15 protein-coding genes are annotated in these 16,715 nt (G+C 59.3%); 8 read left to right on the forward strand and 7 right to left on the reverse strand.

All coding sequences use genetic code 11. The annotated features are described in order from the left end of the window. Positions 1 to 67: 67 nt before the first annotated feature. Positions 68 to 268, reverse strand: a complete 201-nt coding sequence (locus GIV35_RS01975) for a hypothetical protein (RefSeq protein WP_034129068.1) — start codon at positions 266 to 268, stop codon at positions 68 to 70. Between the two features lie 193 nt (positions 269 to 461). Further along, a complete protein-coding gene (locus GIV35_RS01980) occupies positions 462 to 1,502 on the reverse strand; it encodes a threonine aldolase family protein (protein WP_003194862.1) in 1,041 nt (346 codons plus the stop codon). A 90-nt stretch (positions 1,503 to 1,592) separates the two neighbouring features. Here GIV35_RS01980 and GIV35_RS01985 point away from each other — a divergent pair, with 90 nt between their 5' ends. The 8 genes from GIV35_RS01985 to fdhA all read left to right on the forward strand — a co-directional run bounded on the left by GIV35_RS01985 (position 1,593) and on the right by fdhA (position 11,338). Continuing rightward, complete coding sequence (locus GIV35_RS01985) at positions 1,593 to 2,321, forward strand: TraX family protein (protein WP_200647903.1); 729 nt, start codon at positions 1,593 to 1,595, stop codon at positions 2,319 to 2,321. Positions 2,322 to 2,474: 153 nt separating this feature from the next. Then, the gene (gene glyA, locus GIV35_RS01990; RefSeq protein ID WP_003194857.1) at positions 2,475 to 3,728 is read left to right on the forward strand and encodes a serine hydroxymethyltransferase; all 1,254 of its coding nucleotides are present in this window, start codon (positions 2,475 to 2,477) and stop codon (positions 3,726 to 3,728) included. A gap of 22 nt (positions 3,729 to 3,750) precedes the next feature. After that, positions 3,751 to 5,001 carry a sarcosine oxidase subunit beta gene (locus GIV35_RS01995; RefSeq protein WP_003176546.1) on the forward strand — a complete coding sequence of 417 codons (1,251 nt, stop codon included), beginning with the start codon at positions 3,751 to 3,753 and terminating at the stop codon, positions 4,999 to 5,001. Between the two features lie 15 nt (positions 5,002 to 5,016). Then, on the forward strand, positions 5,017 to 5,319 hold the full coding sequence (locus GIV35_RS02000; protein ID WP_003194855.1) for a sarcosine oxidase subunit delta: 303 nt from the start codon (positions 5,017 to 5,019) through the stop codon (positions 5,317 to 5,319). Continuing rightward, entirely contained in the window at positions 5,316 to 8,333 is a 3,018-nt protein-coding gene (locus GIV35_RS02005; protein ID WP_105228785.1) for a sarcosine oxidase subunit alpha, read from the forward strand. Before GIV35_RS02000 ends, GIV35_RS02005 begins: the two co-directional genes overlap by 4 nt. Positions 8,334 to 8,456: 123 nt before the next feature. Next, a complete protein-coding gene (locus GIV35_RS02010; RefSeq protein WP_003194852.1) occupies positions 8,457 to 9,089 on the forward strand; it encodes a sarcosine oxidase subunit gamma in 633 nt (210 codons plus the stop codon). A 10-nt stretch (positions 9,090 to 9,099) separates the two neighbouring features. Beyond that, entirely contained in the window at positions 9,100 to 9,957 is an 858-nt protein-coding gene (gene purU / locus GIV35_RS02015) for a formyltetrahydrofolate deformylase (RefSeq protein WP_005792124.1), read from the forward strand. A gap of 181 nt (positions 9,958 to 10,138) precedes the next feature. Beyond that, positions 10,139 to 11,338 carry a formaldehyde dehydrogenase, glutathione-independent gene (fdhA, locus tag GIV35_RS02020; RefSeq protein ID WP_014720230.1) on the forward strand — a complete coding sequence of 400 codons (1,200 nt, stop codon included), beginning with the start codon at positions 10,139 to 10,141 and terminating at the stop codon, positions 11,336 to 11,338. A 58-nt stretch (positions 11,339 to 11,396) separates the two neighbouring features. On the opposite strand, the gene GIV35_RS02025 is transcribed toward fdhA, so the two are convergent. From GIV35_RS02025 to GIV35_RS02045, 5 genes are all read right to left on the reverse strand, one after another. Next, positions 11,397 to 12,581, reverse strand: coding sequence for an efflux RND transporter periplasmic adaptor subunit (locus tag GIV35_RS02025; RefSeq protein WP_374956773.1), 1,185 nt, complete (start codon positions 12,579 to 12,581; stop codon positions 11,397 to 11,399). Positions 12,582 to 12,654: 73 nt separating this feature from the next. After that, entirely contained in the window at positions 12,655 to 14,061 is a 1,407-nt protein-coding gene (locus GIV35_RS02030; protein ID WP_236264077.1) for a TolC family protein, read from the reverse strand. Between the two features lie 7 nt (positions 14,062 to 14,068). Continuing rightward, positions 14,069 to 15,268, reverse strand: a complete 1,200-nt coding sequence (locus GIV35_RS02035) for an ABC transporter permease (protein WP_054920766.1) — start codon at positions 15,266 to 15,268, stop codon at positions 14,069 to 14,071. Then, on the reverse strand, positions 15,268 to 15,978 hold the full coding sequence (locus GIV35_RS02040) for an ABC transporter ATP-binding protein (protein ID WP_198714419.1): 711 nt from the start codon (positions 15,976 to 15,978) through the stop codon (positions 15,268 to 15,270). The genes GIV35_RS02035 and GIV35_RS02040 overlap by 1 nt, the downstream gene beginning before the upstream one ends. Positions 15,979 to 16,141: 163 nt before the next feature. Next, positions 16,142 to 16,621 carry a hypothetical protein gene (locus tag GIV35_RS02045; RefSeq protein WP_236264076.1) on the reverse strand — a complete coding sequence of 160 codons (480 nt, stop codon included), beginning with the start codon at positions 16,619 to 16,621 and terminating at the stop codon, positions 16,142 to 16,144. Positions 16,622 to 16,715 lie beyond the last annotated feature (94 nt).

A 16,715-nucleotide genomic window follows, 5' to 3' on the forward strand; every position in this document is an offset into this window, starting at 1 on the left:
GGTAACCCAGCTTTTTCGGACCGCGCCGCAGGTCATGAGGCTGCGGCGCGGCCTGCGGTGTTAACAGTTATTGGGCATAGATATGGACAACGAAGTGCTGGCCTGAGTTTGTCAATTCGTAGGCTTTGTCGTAGATGGTCAGCGTCCTTGATGACTCCTGAATGGTGTCCCCGACCTTGGCGTGTTTCCTGAACTCATCCCAGTCAATGACCGTGGTGCTAGTGCTGCCGCCGCTTTGCAGTGTGTTGCCATTGCTTTGATATTCCATGATAAAGCTCTCCATTGATGTGCCTTTGCTGCCGATTATTCGGCTGGCGGTGAAACCCGAAAGGTGGCAGTTACCGCTGCGTTTTCCTTGCGGGTAACGAGAGGCTAGACAATGAAAACGAGCTGCGTGGCCCTCAGAAATATCAAAAAACAGTCTCGGCAATCGGCCAGTACCAACTGGCCGAATTCGTACGTTAAGCGTTCATCACTTCCCGAATATCGGCAGCCAATTCCCTTACACGCTCTTCCTCGGTATCCCACGCACACATGAAGCGCGCACCGCCTTTGCCGATGAAGGTGTAGAAACGCCAGCCCTTGGCAGTCAGCGCTGCAATCGCGGGCTCGGAGAGTTGCAGGAACACGCCGTTGGCCTGTACCGGGAACATCAATTCCACGCCGGGAATATCCGCCACCAAGCTGCTTAGCAATTGCGCGCAATGGTTGGCGTGGCGTGCATGCTTGAGCCAGGCGTCATTTTCCAGCAGGCCCACCCATGGCGCAGAAAGAAAGCGCATTTTCGACGCCAACTGACCGGCCTGTTTGCAGCGATAGTCGAAGTCTTCAGCCAGTTTGTGATTGAAGAACAGGATGGCTTCACCTACCGCCATGCCGTTTTTGGTGCCGCCAAAGCACAGCACGTCGACGCCGGCTTTCCAGGTCAGGTCGGCCGGTGAGCAACCCAGGAATGCACAGGCATTGGCGAAGCGTGCGCCGTCCATGTGCAGGTTCAGGCCCAGTTCCTTGCAGGTGGCGCTGATGGCGCGGATTTCTTCCGGGGTGTACACGCTGCCGACTTCGGTGGCTTGGGTCAGGGTGACTACGCGGGGTTTGGGGTAGTGAATGTCCTGGCGCTTGAGGGCGATCTCACGGATCGACTCCGGGGTCAGCTTGCCGTTTTCGGTGCGGGCAACCAACAATTTGGAGCCGTTGGAGAAAAACTCCGGCGCGCCGCATTCGTCGGTCTCGACGTGGGCAGTTTCCGAGCAAATCACGCTATGGTAGCTCTGGCACAACGAGGACAGCGCCAGGGAGTTGGCAGCTGTACCGTTGAAGGCGAAGAACACCTCGCAGTCGGTCTCGAACAGATTGCGGAAACCGTCGGCGGCGCGGTGGGTCCATTCATCATCGCCGTAGGCACGTTGATGGCCCTGGTTGGCTTGTTCCATGGCGGCCCAGGCTTCCGGGCAGATGCCGGAATAGTTGTCGCTGGCAAATTGTTGGCTCTTGTCGGTCATGGCCCGTTCCTGTGGTCGATGTTGGTGCGCACTTTACCCAAGATTGCCGGGGGCACGCACGCACTGTAAATGCAAAGTCGTTGGGGAATTATGCACGGTACTGAAACCTTGCCTGTCGGACCTGTCCGAGATGGCGCTTTGGATCTGCTCAAGTGGCTGGCGCTGTTGAGTATGGTGCTCGATCATTTGCGCTATGTGGGGCTGAGCCTGGATGGGCTATATGTGCCGGGGCGCCTGGCGTTTCCATGGTTTTGCCTGGCGATTGCGGCCAATTTGCACCGTGTCCGTTACGCCCCAGTGACGGGCCATTGGCGCTACCTGGGTTGGTTGCTGCTGTTCAGCGTGATCAGCGAAGTGCCTTATCGGATGTTCATCGAAGATGCCGATACCTTGAACGTGTTGCCGACCCTGGCGCTGGGCATGCTGGTTGCCCGAGGTTGGCAGCAAAAGGCGTTGGTTGATCGAGGATTGGCGCTGATCGCCGTCACAATGGCGGCCGTGTTTTCACACCAGTTGATGTTCGGTTTCTTTGGTGTATTGCTGCCACTGGCGTTATTGCTGGTGTTTCGCCGGCCCTGGTATTTCAGCGTGCTGCCGGGTTTAGTCTGCGTCGCCGCCAATCAGTGGCAGATTCTGCTCAATAGCGGCACGCTTGTGGCGCTGTTGGGTTTGGCTGCATGTCTGATTGCGCCGCTGGCAGGATTGGTCTTATTGCGACATGGCAAAAACGCCAAACCCCCCGCCATGCGCCGCTGGGCCTATGCCCTGTATCCCATGCATTTTCTTCTGTTGCTACTCGTTCGCAAGCTCATTGCCTAGCTCCCACACAAGCTTTTGCACATTCTTCAGTCCATGTCGTAAACGCACCTTTGCGTGGCGTGCGCAGGCATTTGGCCCGCACGCGCCAGCCCTACCATCGCATCAAAGGGCCCTGCGAGGGCCTCAACAATACGAAAGGCTGGGAGAGACGCGATGTTCAGCAAACAAGACCAGATCCAGGGATATGACGACGCACTGCTGGCGGCGATGAATGCCGAGGAGCAGCGCCAGGAAGATCATATCGAGCTGATCGCGTCGGAGAACTACACCAGCAAGCGCGTAATGGAAGCTCAAGGCAGTGGCCTTACCAACAAATACGCCGAAGGCTACCCGGGTAAGCGCTACTACGGCGGCTGCGAGCATGTGGACAAGGTCGAAGCCCTGGCCATCGAGCGCGCCAAGCAGCTGTTCGGTGCCGATTACGCCAACGTGCAACCGCACTCCGGTTCCTCCGCCAACAGCGCCGTGTACCTGGCGCTGATCAATGCCGGCGACACCATTCTGGGCATGAGCCTGGCCCACGGCGGTCACCTGACCCACGGCGCCAAAGTGTCGTCCTCGGGCAAGCTGTATAACGCGGTGCAGTACGGCATCAACACCGACACCGGCCTGATCGACTACGACGAAGTCGAGCGCCTGGCAGTCGAGCACAAGCCGAAGATGGTGGTGGCAGGTTTCTCGGCCTACTCCAAGACTCTGGATTTTCCACGCTTTCGTCAGATCGCCGACAAGGTAGGCGCGCTGCTGTTCGTCGACATGGCCCACGTCGCCGGCCTGGTTGCCGCCGGCCTGTACCCGAACCCGCTGCCTTACGCCGACGTGGTCACCACCACCACCCACAAGACCCTGCGCGGTCCACGGGGCGGTTTGATCCTGGCCAAGGCCAACGAAGAAATCGAAAAGAAACTCAACGCTGCGGTATTTCCCGGCGCCCAGGGCGGCCCACTGATGCACGTGATCGCCGGCAAGGCCGTGTGTTTCAAGGAAGCGCTGGAGCCTGGCTTCAAGGCTTACCAGCAACAAGTGATCGATAACGCCCAGGCCATGGCCGAAGTGTTCATCAAGCGTGGCTACGATGTGGTCTCCGGCGGCACCGACAACCACCTGTTCCTGGTCAGCCTGATCCGCCAGGGCCTCACCGGCAAAGAGGCGGACGCCGCCCTCGGTCGCGCCCACATCACCGTCAACAAGAACGCGGTGCCGAATGACCCGCAGTCGCCGTTCGTGACCTCGGGCCTGCGCATCGGTACCCCGGCGGTGACCACCCGTGGCTTCAAAGTGCCGCAGTGCGTCGAGCTGGCCGGCTGGATCTGCGACATCCTCGACAACCTCGGCGACGCCGACGTCGAGGCCAACGTGGCCAAGCACGTGTCTGCCCTGTGCGCTGATTTCCCGGTTTATCGCTGAGCGCGGTTTTGGAGTAATGACTATGCAACGCTACTCAGGCTTCGGCCTCTTCAAGCACTCCCTCAGCCATCACGAAAACTGGCAGAAGATGTGGCGCACGCCGACCCCTAAAAAGGTCTACGACGTGGTCATCGTCGGCGGCGGCGGGCATGGTCTGGCGACCGCCTACTACCTGGCCAAGGAACACGGCATCACCAACGTGGCGGTGGTCGAGAAAGGCTGGCTGGGCGGCGGTAACACCGCGCGCAACACCACCATCGTGCGTTCCAACTACCTGTGGGACGAGTCGGCGCACCTGTACGAACACGCCATGAAACTCTGGGAAGGTTTGTCCCAGGACCTGAACTACAACGTGATGTTCTCCCAGCGTGGCGTGTACAACCTGTGCCACACCCTGCAGGACATCCGTGATTCCGAGCGCCGAGTGAGCGCCAACCGCCTAAACGGCGTGGACGGCGAGCTGCTGAATGCCCAGCAAGTGGCCGACGAAATCCCGTATCTGGATTGCTCCAAGAACACCCGTTACCCCGTGCTCGGCGCCACCGTGCAACGCCGCGGCGGCGTAGCCCGTCACGATGCCGTGGCCTGGGGCTTTGCCCGTGCTGCCGATGCCTTGGGCGTGGACCTGATCCAGCAGACCGAAGTGATCGGGTTCCGCAAGGAAAACGGCGTATGCATCGGTGTGGAAACCAACAAGGGCTTTATCGGCGCCAAGCGCGTCGGTGTGGTGACTGCCGGTAACTCCGGGCACATGGCTTCGCTGGCGGGCTTCCGCCTGCCGATCGAATCCCACCCGCTGCAAGCCCTGGTGTCGGAGCCGATCAAGCCGATTATCGACAGCGTGATCATGTCCAACGCCGTGCACGGTTACATCAGCCAATCCGACAAGGGCGACCTGGTGATCGGCGCCGGTATCGACGGCTACAACGGTTACGGCCAGCGCGGTTCGTACCCGGTGATCGAGCACACCATCCAGGCTATCGTCGAGATGTTCCCGGTGCTGTCGCGGGTGCGCATGAACCGCCAGTGGGGCGGCATCGTCGACACCACGCCGGATGCCTGCCCGATCATCTCTAAGACCCCGGTACCGAACATGTTCTTCAACTGCGGTTGGGGTACGGGCGGCTTCAAGGCCACCCCAGGCTCAGGCAACGTATTTGCCGCCAGCCTGGCCAAGGGTGAAATGCACCCGCTGGCCGCACCTTTTTCCATCGACCGTTTCCACAACGGTGCGCTGATCGACGAACACGGCGCTGCGGCCGTCGCCCACTAACAGGAGAAATTCCCTATGTTGCATATCTTCTGTCCTCACTGTGGCGAACTGCGCTCCGAAGAGGAATTCCACGCGTCCGGCCAAGCGCACATCCCGCGCCCGCTGGACCCGAATGCCTGCACCGACGAGCAGTGGGGCGACTACATGTTCTTTCGCGATAACCCGCGCGGCCTGCACCACGAACTGTGGATCCACGCCGCCGGTTGCCGTCAGTATTTCAACGCCACCCGCGACACTGTGACCTACGAAATTCTTGAAACCTACAAGATCGGTGAGAAGCCTCAGTTCACCGCCAAGGCCTCTGGAGAGAAGGTATGAGCCAGATCAATCGCCTGTCCAACGGTGGCCGCATCGACCGTAATAAGGTCCTGACGTTTACGTTCAACGGTCAGAGCTACAAAGGCTTTGAAGGCGACACCCTGGCCGCAGCCCTGCTGGCCAACGGCGTCGACATCATTGGTCGCAGCTTCAAGTACTCGCGCCCTCGGGGCATCTTTGCCGCGGGCGCCGAAGAGCCGAACGCGGTGCTGCAGATCGGCGCCACCGAAGCCACGCAGATCCCCAACGTGCGCGCCACCCAACAGGCGCTGTACCAAGGCTTGGTTGCTACCAGCACCAACGGCTGGCCGAGCGTGAACAACGACATGATGGGGATTCTCGGCAAGGTCGGCGGCAAGCTGATGCCGCCGGGTTTCTACTACAAAACCTTCATGTACCCGCAATCGTTCTGGATGACCTACGAGAAGTACATCCGCAAGGCGGCGGGCCTTGGCCGTTCGCCCACCGAGAACGACCCGGACACCTACGACAACTTCAACCGTCATTGCGACGTGCTGGTCGTGGGCGCGGGCCCCGCTGGTCTCGCCGCAGCATTGGCCGCTGCGCGCAGCGGTGCTCGGGTGATCATCGCCGACGAGCAGGAAGAATTTGGTGGTTCGCTGCTCGATTCCCGTGAAAGCCTCGATGGCAAGCCGGCCACTGAATGGGTTGCCAGCGTCATTGCCGAATTGAAAGCCCTGCCAGACGTGGTGCTGCTGCCCCGCGCCACCGTCAACGGCTACCACGACCATAACTTCCTCACCATTCACGAACGTTTGACCGACCACCTGGGTGACCGTGCGCCGATCGGCGTGGTGCGCCAGCGTATCCACCGCGTACGTGCCAAGCGTGTGGTGTTGGCCACCGGTGCGTGCGAGCGTCCGCTGGTGTATGGGAACAACGATGTGCCGGGCAATATGCTCGCGGGTGCGGTGTCTACCTACGTGCGTCGCTACGGCGTGGCACCGGGTAAAAAGCTGCTGCTGTCGACCAACAACGATCATGCCTACCGCGTTGCGCTGGATTGGTTCGATGCGGGCCTCACCGTTGTTGCGGTGGCCGATGCGCGCCACAACCCACGCGGGGCTCTGGTTGAAGAAGCTCGCGCCAAAGGTATTCGCATCCTCACCGGCAGCGCCGTGATCGAGGCCCGTGGCAGTAAGCACGTAACCGGCGCCCGCGTGGCTGCCATCGACGTCAAGGCGCATAAAGTGACCAGCCCCGGCGAATGGCTGGACTGCGACCTGGTCGCCAGCTCCGGCGGTTACAGCCCGGTGGTGCACCTAGCTTCGCACCTGGGCGGCAAGCCGACCTGGCGTGAAGATATTCTCGGGTTTGTACCCGGTGAAGCACCGCAAAAACGCGTGTGCGTTGGCGGTATCAACGGTGTCTACGGCCTTGGCGATTCCCTCGCTGATGGCTTTGAAGGCGGCGTGCGTGCGGCCAGCGAAGCCGGTTTTGCCCCGGTTGAAGGCACGCTGCCAAAAGCCTTGAGCCGTCTTGAAGAACCCACCCTGGCGCTGTTCCAGGTGCCCCACGAAAAAGCTACCGCACGGGCGCCAAAGCAGTTTGTCGACCTGCAAAACGACGTGACCGCCGCCGCCATCGAACTGGCCACCCGCGAAGGTTTCGAGTCGGTGGAGCACGTCAAACGCTACACCGCGCTGGGCTTCGGCACTGACCAGGGCAAGCTGGGTAACGTCAACGGCCTGGCCATCGCCGCCCGTTCGTTGAACGTGACCATCCCGCAGATGGGCACCACCATGTTCCGTCCCAACTACACGCCGGTGACGTTCGGCGCCGTAGCGGGCCGTCACTGTGGGCATATCTTCGAGCCGGTACGCTACACCGCGCTGCAGGCCTGGCACGTGAAGAACGGCGCCGAGTTTGAAGACGTCGGCCAGTGGAAACGCCCGTGGTATTTCCCGCGTAACGGTGAAGACCTGCACGCCGCAGTGAAGCGCGAATGCCTGGCCGTGCGTGACAGCGTCGGCCTGCTGGACGCGTCCACCCTCGGCAAGATCGACATTCAGGGCCCGGATGCCCGCGAGTTCCTCAACCGCATCTACACCAACGCCTGGACCAAGCTCGACGTGGGCAAGGCGCGCTACGGCCTGATGTGCAAGGAAGATGGCATGGTCTTCGACGACGGCGTGACGGCCTGTCTGGCCGACAACCACTTCCTGATGACCACCACCACCGGCGGCGCCGCCCGCGTGCTGCAATGGCTGGAAATCTACCAGCAGACCGAATGGCCGGACCTCAAGGTGTACTTCACCTCGGTCACCGACCATTGGGCAACCATGACCCTGTCGGGCCCCAACAGCCGGAAGCTGCTCAGTGAAGTCACCGACATCGACCTGGACAAGGACGGTTTCCCGTTCATGACCTGGAAGGAAGGCCTGGTGGGCGGCGTGCCGGCGCGGGTGTTCCGTATCTCGTTTACCGGTGAGCTGTCGTACGAAGTCAACGTGCAGGCCGACTACGCCATGGGCGTGCTGGAAAAGATCGTCGAGGCCGGCAAAAAGTACAACCTGACCCCGTACGGCACCGAGACCATGCACGTACTGCGGGCCGAGAAGGGCTTCATCATCGTCGGGCAAGACACCGACGGCTCGATGACCCCGGACGACCTGAACATGGGCTGGTGCGTTGGCCGTACCAAGCCGTTCTCGTGGATCGGCTGGCGCGGGATGAACCGTGAAGACTGCGTGCGTGAAGAGCGCAAGCAGTTGGTGGGGCTCAAGCCGATCGACCCGAACGTGTGGTTGCCGGAAGGCGCGCAGTTGGTGTTCGATCCGAAGCAGACGATTCCTATGAAGATGGTGGGTCACGTTACCTCAAGTTATGCGCATAACTCCCTGGGCTATTCGTTTGCCATGGGTGTGGTGAAGGGCGGCTTGAAGCGCATCGGTCAGCGGGTGTTCTCGCCGCAAGCGGATGGCAGCGTGATCGAGGCCGAGATTGTGTCTTCGGTGTTCTTTGACCCCAAAGGTGATCGGCAGAACATCTGATAGACCGAGGCGCCTGCATCGCAGGCAAGCCAGCTCCCACACGTGGAATGCATTCCCCTATGGGAACCGGGCTTGCCCACGATGAGGCCAGAACCGTCACCACAGAATTCAGACAGGTGCTCTATGACAGCAGCCAATGTTTACCAACAACGCCCCACCACCGGCGCCAAGGCCGAGTCGTCGCTGCACCATGCCGACCTTGCCAGCCTGGTCGGCAAGGGCCGCAAGAATGCCGGCGTGACCGTACGTGAAAAGAAACTCCTCGGCCACCTCACTATCCGTGGCGATGGCCACGACGCCGCCTTCGCCGCCGGCGTACACAAGGCCGTCGGTATCGAACTGCCCGGCCCGCTGAGTGTGGTCTTCAAAGGTGAAACCAGCCTTCAGTGGCTCGGCCCGGATGAGTGGCTGTTGATCGTGCCGAGCGGTGAAGAGTTTGCCGCCGAGCAAAACCTGCGCGCCGCCTTGGGCGACTTGCATATCCAGATCGTCAACGTCAGCGGCGGCCAGCAGATTCTTGAACTGAGCGGCCCGAATGTGCGCGATGTGCTGATGAAGTCCACCAGCTACGACGTACACCCCAACAACTTTCCGGTCGGCAAAGCCGTGGGTACGGTGTTCGCCAAGTCGCAACTGGTGATCCGTCATACGGCTGAAGACACCTGGGAACTGCTGATCCGTCGCAGCTTCTCGGATTACTGGTGGTTGTGGTTGCAGGATGCCTCGGCCGAATTCGGTTTGAGCGTTCAAGCCTGAGGAATCGCCCATGAGCCGCGCACCCGATACATGGATTTTGACCGCCGACTGCCCCAGCGTGCTCGGCACGGTGGACGCGGTCACCCGCTACCTGTTTGAGCAAGGCTGCTACGTCACCGAGCACCATTCGTTTGATGACCGCCTCTCGGGACGGTTTTTCATTCGTGTTGAGTTCCGTCAGCCTGACGGCTTTGACGAGCAGGCGTTCCGCGATGGCTTGGCCACCCGTGGTGAAGCCTTTGGCATGATCTTCGAACTGACGGCGCCGAACTACCGGCCCAAAGTGGTGATCATGGTCTCCAAGGCCGATCACTGCCTCAACGACCTGCTGTATCGCCAGCGCATCGGCCAGTTGTCGATGGATGTAGTCGCGGTGGTGTCCAACCATCCCGATCTGAAACCCTTGGCCGACTGGCACCAGATTCCCTACTACCATTTCCCGCTCGACCCCAACGACAAACCGTCCCAGGAGCGCCAGGTGTGGCAAGTGGTGGAAGACACCGGCGCCGAATTGGTGATCCTTGCGCGCTACATGCAAGTGCTGTCACCGGAGCTGTGCCGCAAGCTCGATGGCAAGGCCATCAATATTCATCACTCGTTGCTGCCGGGGTTTAAAGGCGCCAAGCCGTATCACCAGGCGTACAACAAGGGCGTGAAACTGGTGGGCGCCACGGCGCATTACATCAACAACGATCTGGATGAAGGGCCGATCATCGCCCAGGGCGTGGAGGTGGTGGATCACAGCCACTATCCCGAGGATTTGATTGCCAAGGGGCGGGATATCGAAGGGCTCACATTGGCGCGGGCCGTGGGGTATCACATCGAGCGGCGGGTGTTCTTGAACGCCAATCGCACCGTCGTTCTTTAGATCACTATCGCAGGCAAGCCAGCTCCCATTCCTGGATGTGTGAACCCGATCCACTGTGGGAGCTGGCTTGCCTGCGATGAGGCCCTTACAAGCAACACAAGAAACAGCATCTGTACCCGAGCACTTAACGCGCTGCCCCAAGGGCAACGCAGTTCCATAAAAACAACAGCGAGGTGAAAGCATGTCTGGTAATCGTGGTGTCGTGTATCTCGGCAACGGCAAGGTCGAAGTACAGAAAATCGACTATCCCAAAATGCAGGACCCCCGTGGCAGGAAGATTGAGCACGGCGTCATCCTGCGCGTGGTCTCCACCAACATCTGCGGCTCCGACCAACACATGGTGCGCGGCCGTACCACGGCCCAGACCGGCCTGGTGCTGGGGCATGAAATCACCGGTGAAGTGATCGAGAAGGGCAGCGACGTCGAGAACCTGAAAATCGGCGACCTGGTGTCCGTGCCCTTCAACGTCGCCTGTGGCCGCTGCCGCTCGTGCAAAGAGCAACACACCGGCGTATGCCTGACCGTCAACCCGGCCCGTGCCGGCGGCGCCTACGGCTACGTGGACATGGGCGACTGGACCGGGGGCCAGGCCGAGTACGTGCTGGTGCCGTATGCCGACTTCAACCTGCTGAAACTGCCGGACCGTGACAAGGCCATGGAGAAGATCCGTGACCTGACCTGCCTTTCCGACATCCTGCCCACTGGCTACCACGGCGCTGTTACTGCCGGCGTCGGCCCAGGCAGCACTGTCTACATCGCCGGTGCCGGCCCGGTGGGTCTGGCGGCTGCCGCCTCCGCTCGCTTGCTGGGTGCAGCGGTGGTGATCATCGGCGACGTCAACTCGATCCGTCTGGCCCACGCCAAGGCCCAGGGTTTTGAAGTGGTCGACCTGTCCACCGACACCCCGCTGCACGAACAGATCGCCGCGCTATTGGGCGAGCCCGAAGTGGACTGCGCCGTTGACTGCGTGGGCTTCGAAGCACGCGGCCACGGCCACGACGGCGTCAAGGCCGAAGCCCCGGCCACCGTGCTCAACTCGCTGATGGGCGTGGTACGTGTGGCAGGCAAGATCGGTATCCCAGGCCTGTATGTGACCGAAGATCCAGGTGCTGTCGATGCCGCCGCGAAAATGGGCAGCCTGAGCATTCGTTTTGGTCTGGGCTGGGCCAAATCCCACAGCTTCCACACCGGGCAGACGCCAGTGATGAAGTACAACCGCCAACTGATGCAGGCGATCATGTGGGACCGTATCAACATCGCTGAGATCGTCGGTGTGCAGGTGATCAGCCTGGATGATGCGCCACGTGGCTATGGCGAGTTCGATGCGGGTGTGCCGAAGAAGTTTGTGATTGACCCGCATAAGTTGTTCAGTGCGGCGTAAAGGCAAAGCAAACAAAAGGGCGACCCGCGGGTCGCCCTTTGTTTAACAAAGACGCGCATCATTCTCGCGATGGACTGCCAAGGCTCACCTGTCCGGGTGCAAGACCAAAAACTTCTACGCCCTCGGCGTTGGCATGGCCCACCTCTACGATCCGGCGTTCAATCGGCTGGCCCTCGCCTTTACGGTAAATCACGACCATTTCACTGCCTTCCTGGCTTATCGCTTCGGGCGCCACGATGATGGCCTGTTCATTGTGGTAGGTCGTGATGTTCAGGCGTGCGCTCATACCGGGACGGATACGCTTGGCCTGTCCAGGCGTCAATGCCGCCACGCTCAGTGTGACGGGAAACAGTGCACTGTCGCCGGGGTCATCGCTGGGCAAGGCCAGGTTGCCGACCGCTTGCACATGGCCAAGCAGCGGCTCGCCGAGAAATCCATCACCCAGGATTTCAACGCGCTGTCCCGGTTGCAGCTGGTTGATATCCAGCTCGGATGCCGTAGTGACGATCTTCAGTGTTTCGGTATTGGCCAAACCCAGCAGAGCCTGATTCTGACTGACCCTTGAGCCGGTCTGTACGAGAGGCGTTACTCCGGCCCCTTGTGCGGCATTTACAGGAACAATAACGCCGGTGAACGGTGCTACCACGACTTGTTTGGCAATCAACTGTTGCAGCTGTTCGTACCTCACCGTGGCATTGGTCAGCTCCATTTCGGCAATCTGCCGAGCCTGGCCTTTCCCTTCGTCTAATAACGCGTTCAGCTCGTTTTGAGCGCTGCTGCGTTCAAGTCGTTGCAACTTCGTTTGCTGCTCCAGTTCGTCAAGTTCGTTGCGCGCAATAATGCCGCGTTCGAACAGATGGCGGTTTTCTCGTAGCCTGCCTTCCAGGTTGCTCAGTGAGATGTCGGCGGTGCGTAACGCACGACGCGCTCGTGTGACTTGAGTGCCGTTTTCCCAATTGTTCAACTCGTGCACGGTTCGTTGGGCTTTGAGTTGCCCGGACAGGGCTTCGCGTAACTGCAGCTCGATCAGCGTAGGGTCCATGCTCAGAAGCGCTTGGCCTTTCTGTACCCACTGGCCCTGTTCGGCTTCGAGGGACTGGATAACGCCTTCGAATGGTGCGTTGAGCACGATGGTTTGGATAGGCTCGAATTTTCCGACCAGGCCGATATGTAGCGTCATTGGCTTGGTTTGCACGCTCACCCATTGCGGTGCGGGGGGCGGCGCAATCGCAACTTTTTTCACGATCAATGCAGCGCCAATCAACGCTATCAGCATCATCGAACCTATGCGCCAATAGTGCGAGTGACAGGCCTTTTCAGTGTGGGCCTTCAAGTGCAATCTCCCATTTTTCCAAAGTCATGCCGAGGGTTTCGTCCAATTGCGTCTGGGCGTTCAGATAAGCGATGAGTGCGTTGATACGTGCATTTTCCGCATCGCGCAGATCGTTTTCGAAACTGATGATTTGAAAATTGCTGGAGCGCCCGACGCTGAGTTTTTCGCGCTCGATGTCCAGCTTGCGCGTTGACAGTTCGTTGGCACGCAGGGCGATTTCATATTGACGCCAGCGGGTGCCAAGTTCGCGCACTACGTTGCTGACGTTGCGTTCCAATTCTTGACGGGCGTCGGCGATTAGCAACTGCTGTTGTTCTACATTGATACGCGCACGTGTCTGCGCTTGGCGGGTGCTGATGTCGCCAATGGGGATTTCCAACTGAAGGCCGGTATAGCTTTCCCAGCGCCGAGCAGAGCCGGTGCCTGGGTGCTCACGCACCTGACTGGCACCCGCCACCAGAGAGAGGTCCCAGCGAGCGGCATCCTTGGCGAGGATCATGTCCAACGCGGCCTGCTGGCCATTGAGCAATGTGGAGAGGTACTGAGGTTGCTGAGCTTGCGCCAGGTGTATGGCTTGTGGCAGATCGACCTCCAGTGGAGTTGCCTGTAAGGCCTCGGTGGCCTGAATGTTCGTGGACAAATCCAGTGCCAGCAGGCGCAGCAGGGCGAGGCGTTGAATATCCAGCTGGTTTTGCGCTTCTTCGACACTCAGTTCCTGGACGGCGATGTCAGCTTCGGTCTGCACGATTTCAAATTGAGCCATGCGCCCGGCGTTGATCAGTGCTTTGTTTACCGTCAACAAGGCCCGCGCCCTTTGAAGCGACGCCTGGACGATGCCCAGTTGCTCCTGAGCCCTGATCAGCTCCCGATAGGTTGTGATGATGGTGGAGACCGTTTGAGAAATATTCGCCTTGAGGTTCAGGCGGTTGGCTTGCTCTGACAGTCTTGCGAGCCGCAGGGGGGCGGTGGTGACATCCGGGCCGGATCCGCGCAATAACGGTTGGATTATTTCCAGGTTTATCCCGTCGCTGCGCAGGTGGCCCACCTGCTCGGAATGGTTGAGCTGCTGGGTCCATCCCACGTTCAAGCGCGTGCCGTACCGTCCGAGCAACGTAGCCGTGGGGGTAAGTGCGAGTTGACGAGCTTGGTCTTCGCTGCTTCTGATGTTTGTGTATTCACTCTTGAGCAAGAGTTTTGGCTTGAACGCGTCCTCAGCCACGCGCAGGTCGAATTTTTGGCCCTCCCTTTGCAAGTAAGCGCTGCGTATTTCACGGTTGTTGCGCAGGCCAAGGTAAAGGGCATCCGCCAGACTCATGCCGATAGTCTGCTCGCTTAACAGCGAGGAGGCTTTGGCATTCTGGACACACAAGAAAAACGCTGCGGTCAGCACCAGGTATCTACTCGTCTTCACGCAGCGCTTCCACAGGTTGTAGCCGCGAGGCGGAAAGGGCGGGGTAAAGCCCAAAAAACATACCGACTACTATCGCGCTGCCAATGCCCAACGGCACCGACATTGGCGACAGCGCGAAGCTCCATCCCGATACACGGGCATAAATGAGGGCCAAGCCGACGCCCAGGATGGCTCCGGTAAGTGCTCCCAAGGTGGTCAAGGTCAGTGCTTCGATCATGAACAGGTTGCGGATATCGCGGGGACGAGCGCCCATGGCCATGCGCAAACCGATTTCTCGACGCCGTTGCGCGATGCTCATCAGCATGACGTTCATCACCCCGACACCACTGGTGATAAGCGAAATGCCAGCGAGGGCGGCTAGCAGATAGGTGAAGGTTCGATTCTGTTGGGACAGGCCGTCGATGATCTGCTGGGGGACCAGAACGTCGATGTCCTGGCCTGGAAATAGCTGTCTTAATCCGTGTTTGAAGTCGGACGCCACGCTACCAATAGGACGCGCGCCCGGAGCACGTGCGAAAACGTGGGTGACTGGCGCCCAAGCTTGTAGTCGGCTGACACCTTGCAGTGGAATAAACATGGAGGTGTTGGGGTCGAACGGAGCAATCGCCGACGCAAACCGTGGATGCAGAACGCCTATGACTTGGAACAGTGCATGTTGCACTCGTAGTGTGTCGCCTATGCGCACCGGCGTGCCAGCGCTGGAGAGTTCATCGGCGAGCTGGCGGCCTATCACTGCATGAGTGGCTTGGTCATCGAATTCGCTCAGAAAACGCCCTTCATGCACTTCCAAGCCCAACGCCTGTTTCAGTGGGGGCGTTGAGCCGATCAGTTGGATAGAAATGTCGCGCCCCTTGAACGTCACTGAGTTGCCCATCAGGGCAACGGGTGCAATGTTCACTAAATCAGGGACTTTATTGCGCAGTTGAGTAATGCCTGCGGGCAGCGGCGAGGTTTGCCTCGTATCTGCGGCATTTGAAACCTGTGCAACTAGTGTATCGACACCCATTCCCTGGAAGATTGCAGCGGCTTCTTCGGCGGCGTTGTGACCGATATTGATGAGGGCGACCACCGAGCAGCTCCCCATGACGACGCCGAGAAGGGTGAGCACTGCGCGTTTGCCCAAGGTCCGCAGGTTTGTTCTGACGTCATGTATCAGGTCGCGAAAAGTTTGGCTCCCGCCGCTCATCAGTTCTGACACGGTTCGTGCTCACGCAGGGTGCGGTCCTGAACGAAAATTTGTCTGTCCAGGCGCGCGGCGATGTCTAAATCATGGGTGACGACAATCAGCGTGACGCGGTGCTCACGATTGATTGCCAGCAACAATTCCAGAATGTCGTTTGCCGTGCGGCTGTCCAGATTGCCAGTGGGCTCGTCCGCGAGAATCAGGGAAGGCTCCCCCACGAGAGCTCGCGCAATTGCGACTCGCTGTCGTTGGCCGCCAGACAGATCGGCGGGGAGGTGATGTGCCCGGTGGCTGAGGCCGACCTGGTCGAGTCTGTGCATGGCACGCTGCAGGGCTACTCGCCGGCCAAGGCCACGGTAGGAGAGAGGCAAGGCGACGTTGTCCAGTGCGCTGAGGCGTGGCATCAGGTTGAAGTTCTGGTAGATGAAGCCTAGGTGTCGGTTGCGTAACACGGCCAGTTGATCCGGTGTCGCCTTGGATGTGTCGTGTCCGTAAAACTCATACCGCCCTTCATCAGCCCGGTCCAAGAGGCCGAGTATGTTAAGTAATGTGCTCTTACCTGAGCCCGAAGTGCCAAGCACGGCACAGTGGTCACCTGCGTTTATCTGCAAGTTTATGTTCTCAAGAATTGAGATGGGCTGTTTGGTAAGTTGATAATGCTTGCACACGCCCTGCAGCGAGAGGGCGAGCGGGGGGGCAGGGATCACGAGCATTTGAAGTTCAGGATGTTCGATAAAGGAGGCGGGATGGCGACAAGGTATTTGACTGTTCGCATGCAAACAAAAAACCGTGTGCGAGTTGTCTTTTCATTTGGCTAGGTGCCTGACGCCGGTGCTTTTGTAAATGCAAGAGCACCAGCGGCGAACAATCAGCGGCTTAGATCGAGATAAAGCATCTAGGGTCGGACCCGGACTTATCAAATATCATCTCAATTTCCGCACTTCGCAAACCGAAGTTATAGTTGGCCATTTTCAAATCATGCCATTGCCTATCCTGCTTCATGGCATCTGCTGACTTTGTCACGCGGGTTCCATTTCGGCTGACGGTCTTGATATTGACATTGGCTTTGCTTCTGTCGGTGTGCCCGTCGGTTTTCACAATTCGGTACCTGTCTACGCGCACGTAATGTATGGTACTTCCGCTACCGGCAATAACGCCTTGAACGTAGCCGACAAACTTCCCGGTGCTGCATGAATGAGAAAATGCTGATTCGGTGACAGCTTGATTTGAGAAAGAATTTCCAATCGGAACAATGATGGTGCCGATAGCGCTCGCTAACCCGCTCGCACTTGCAACGACCGGAAGTCCGAACAGCGCAATTGCAAGTAATCCGGGTTTTAAGAAGGGTTTAAACATGTCGTTCTCCGAAAAATTCATTGCTGTTTTCGGCACTTCGTGAGGGGCCTGGCCCGTGGCTTGGTTGTTTTTAGAACGGGTTGGCTGCAGTCTG

Source organism: Pseudomonas sp. PA-1-6B (assembly GCF_021609545.1).
In the GTDB taxonomy this organism is placed as follows: Bacteria; Pseudomonadota; Gammaproteobacteria; order Pseudomonadales; family Pseudomonadaceae; genus Aquipseudomonas; species Aquipseudomonas fluorescens_BV.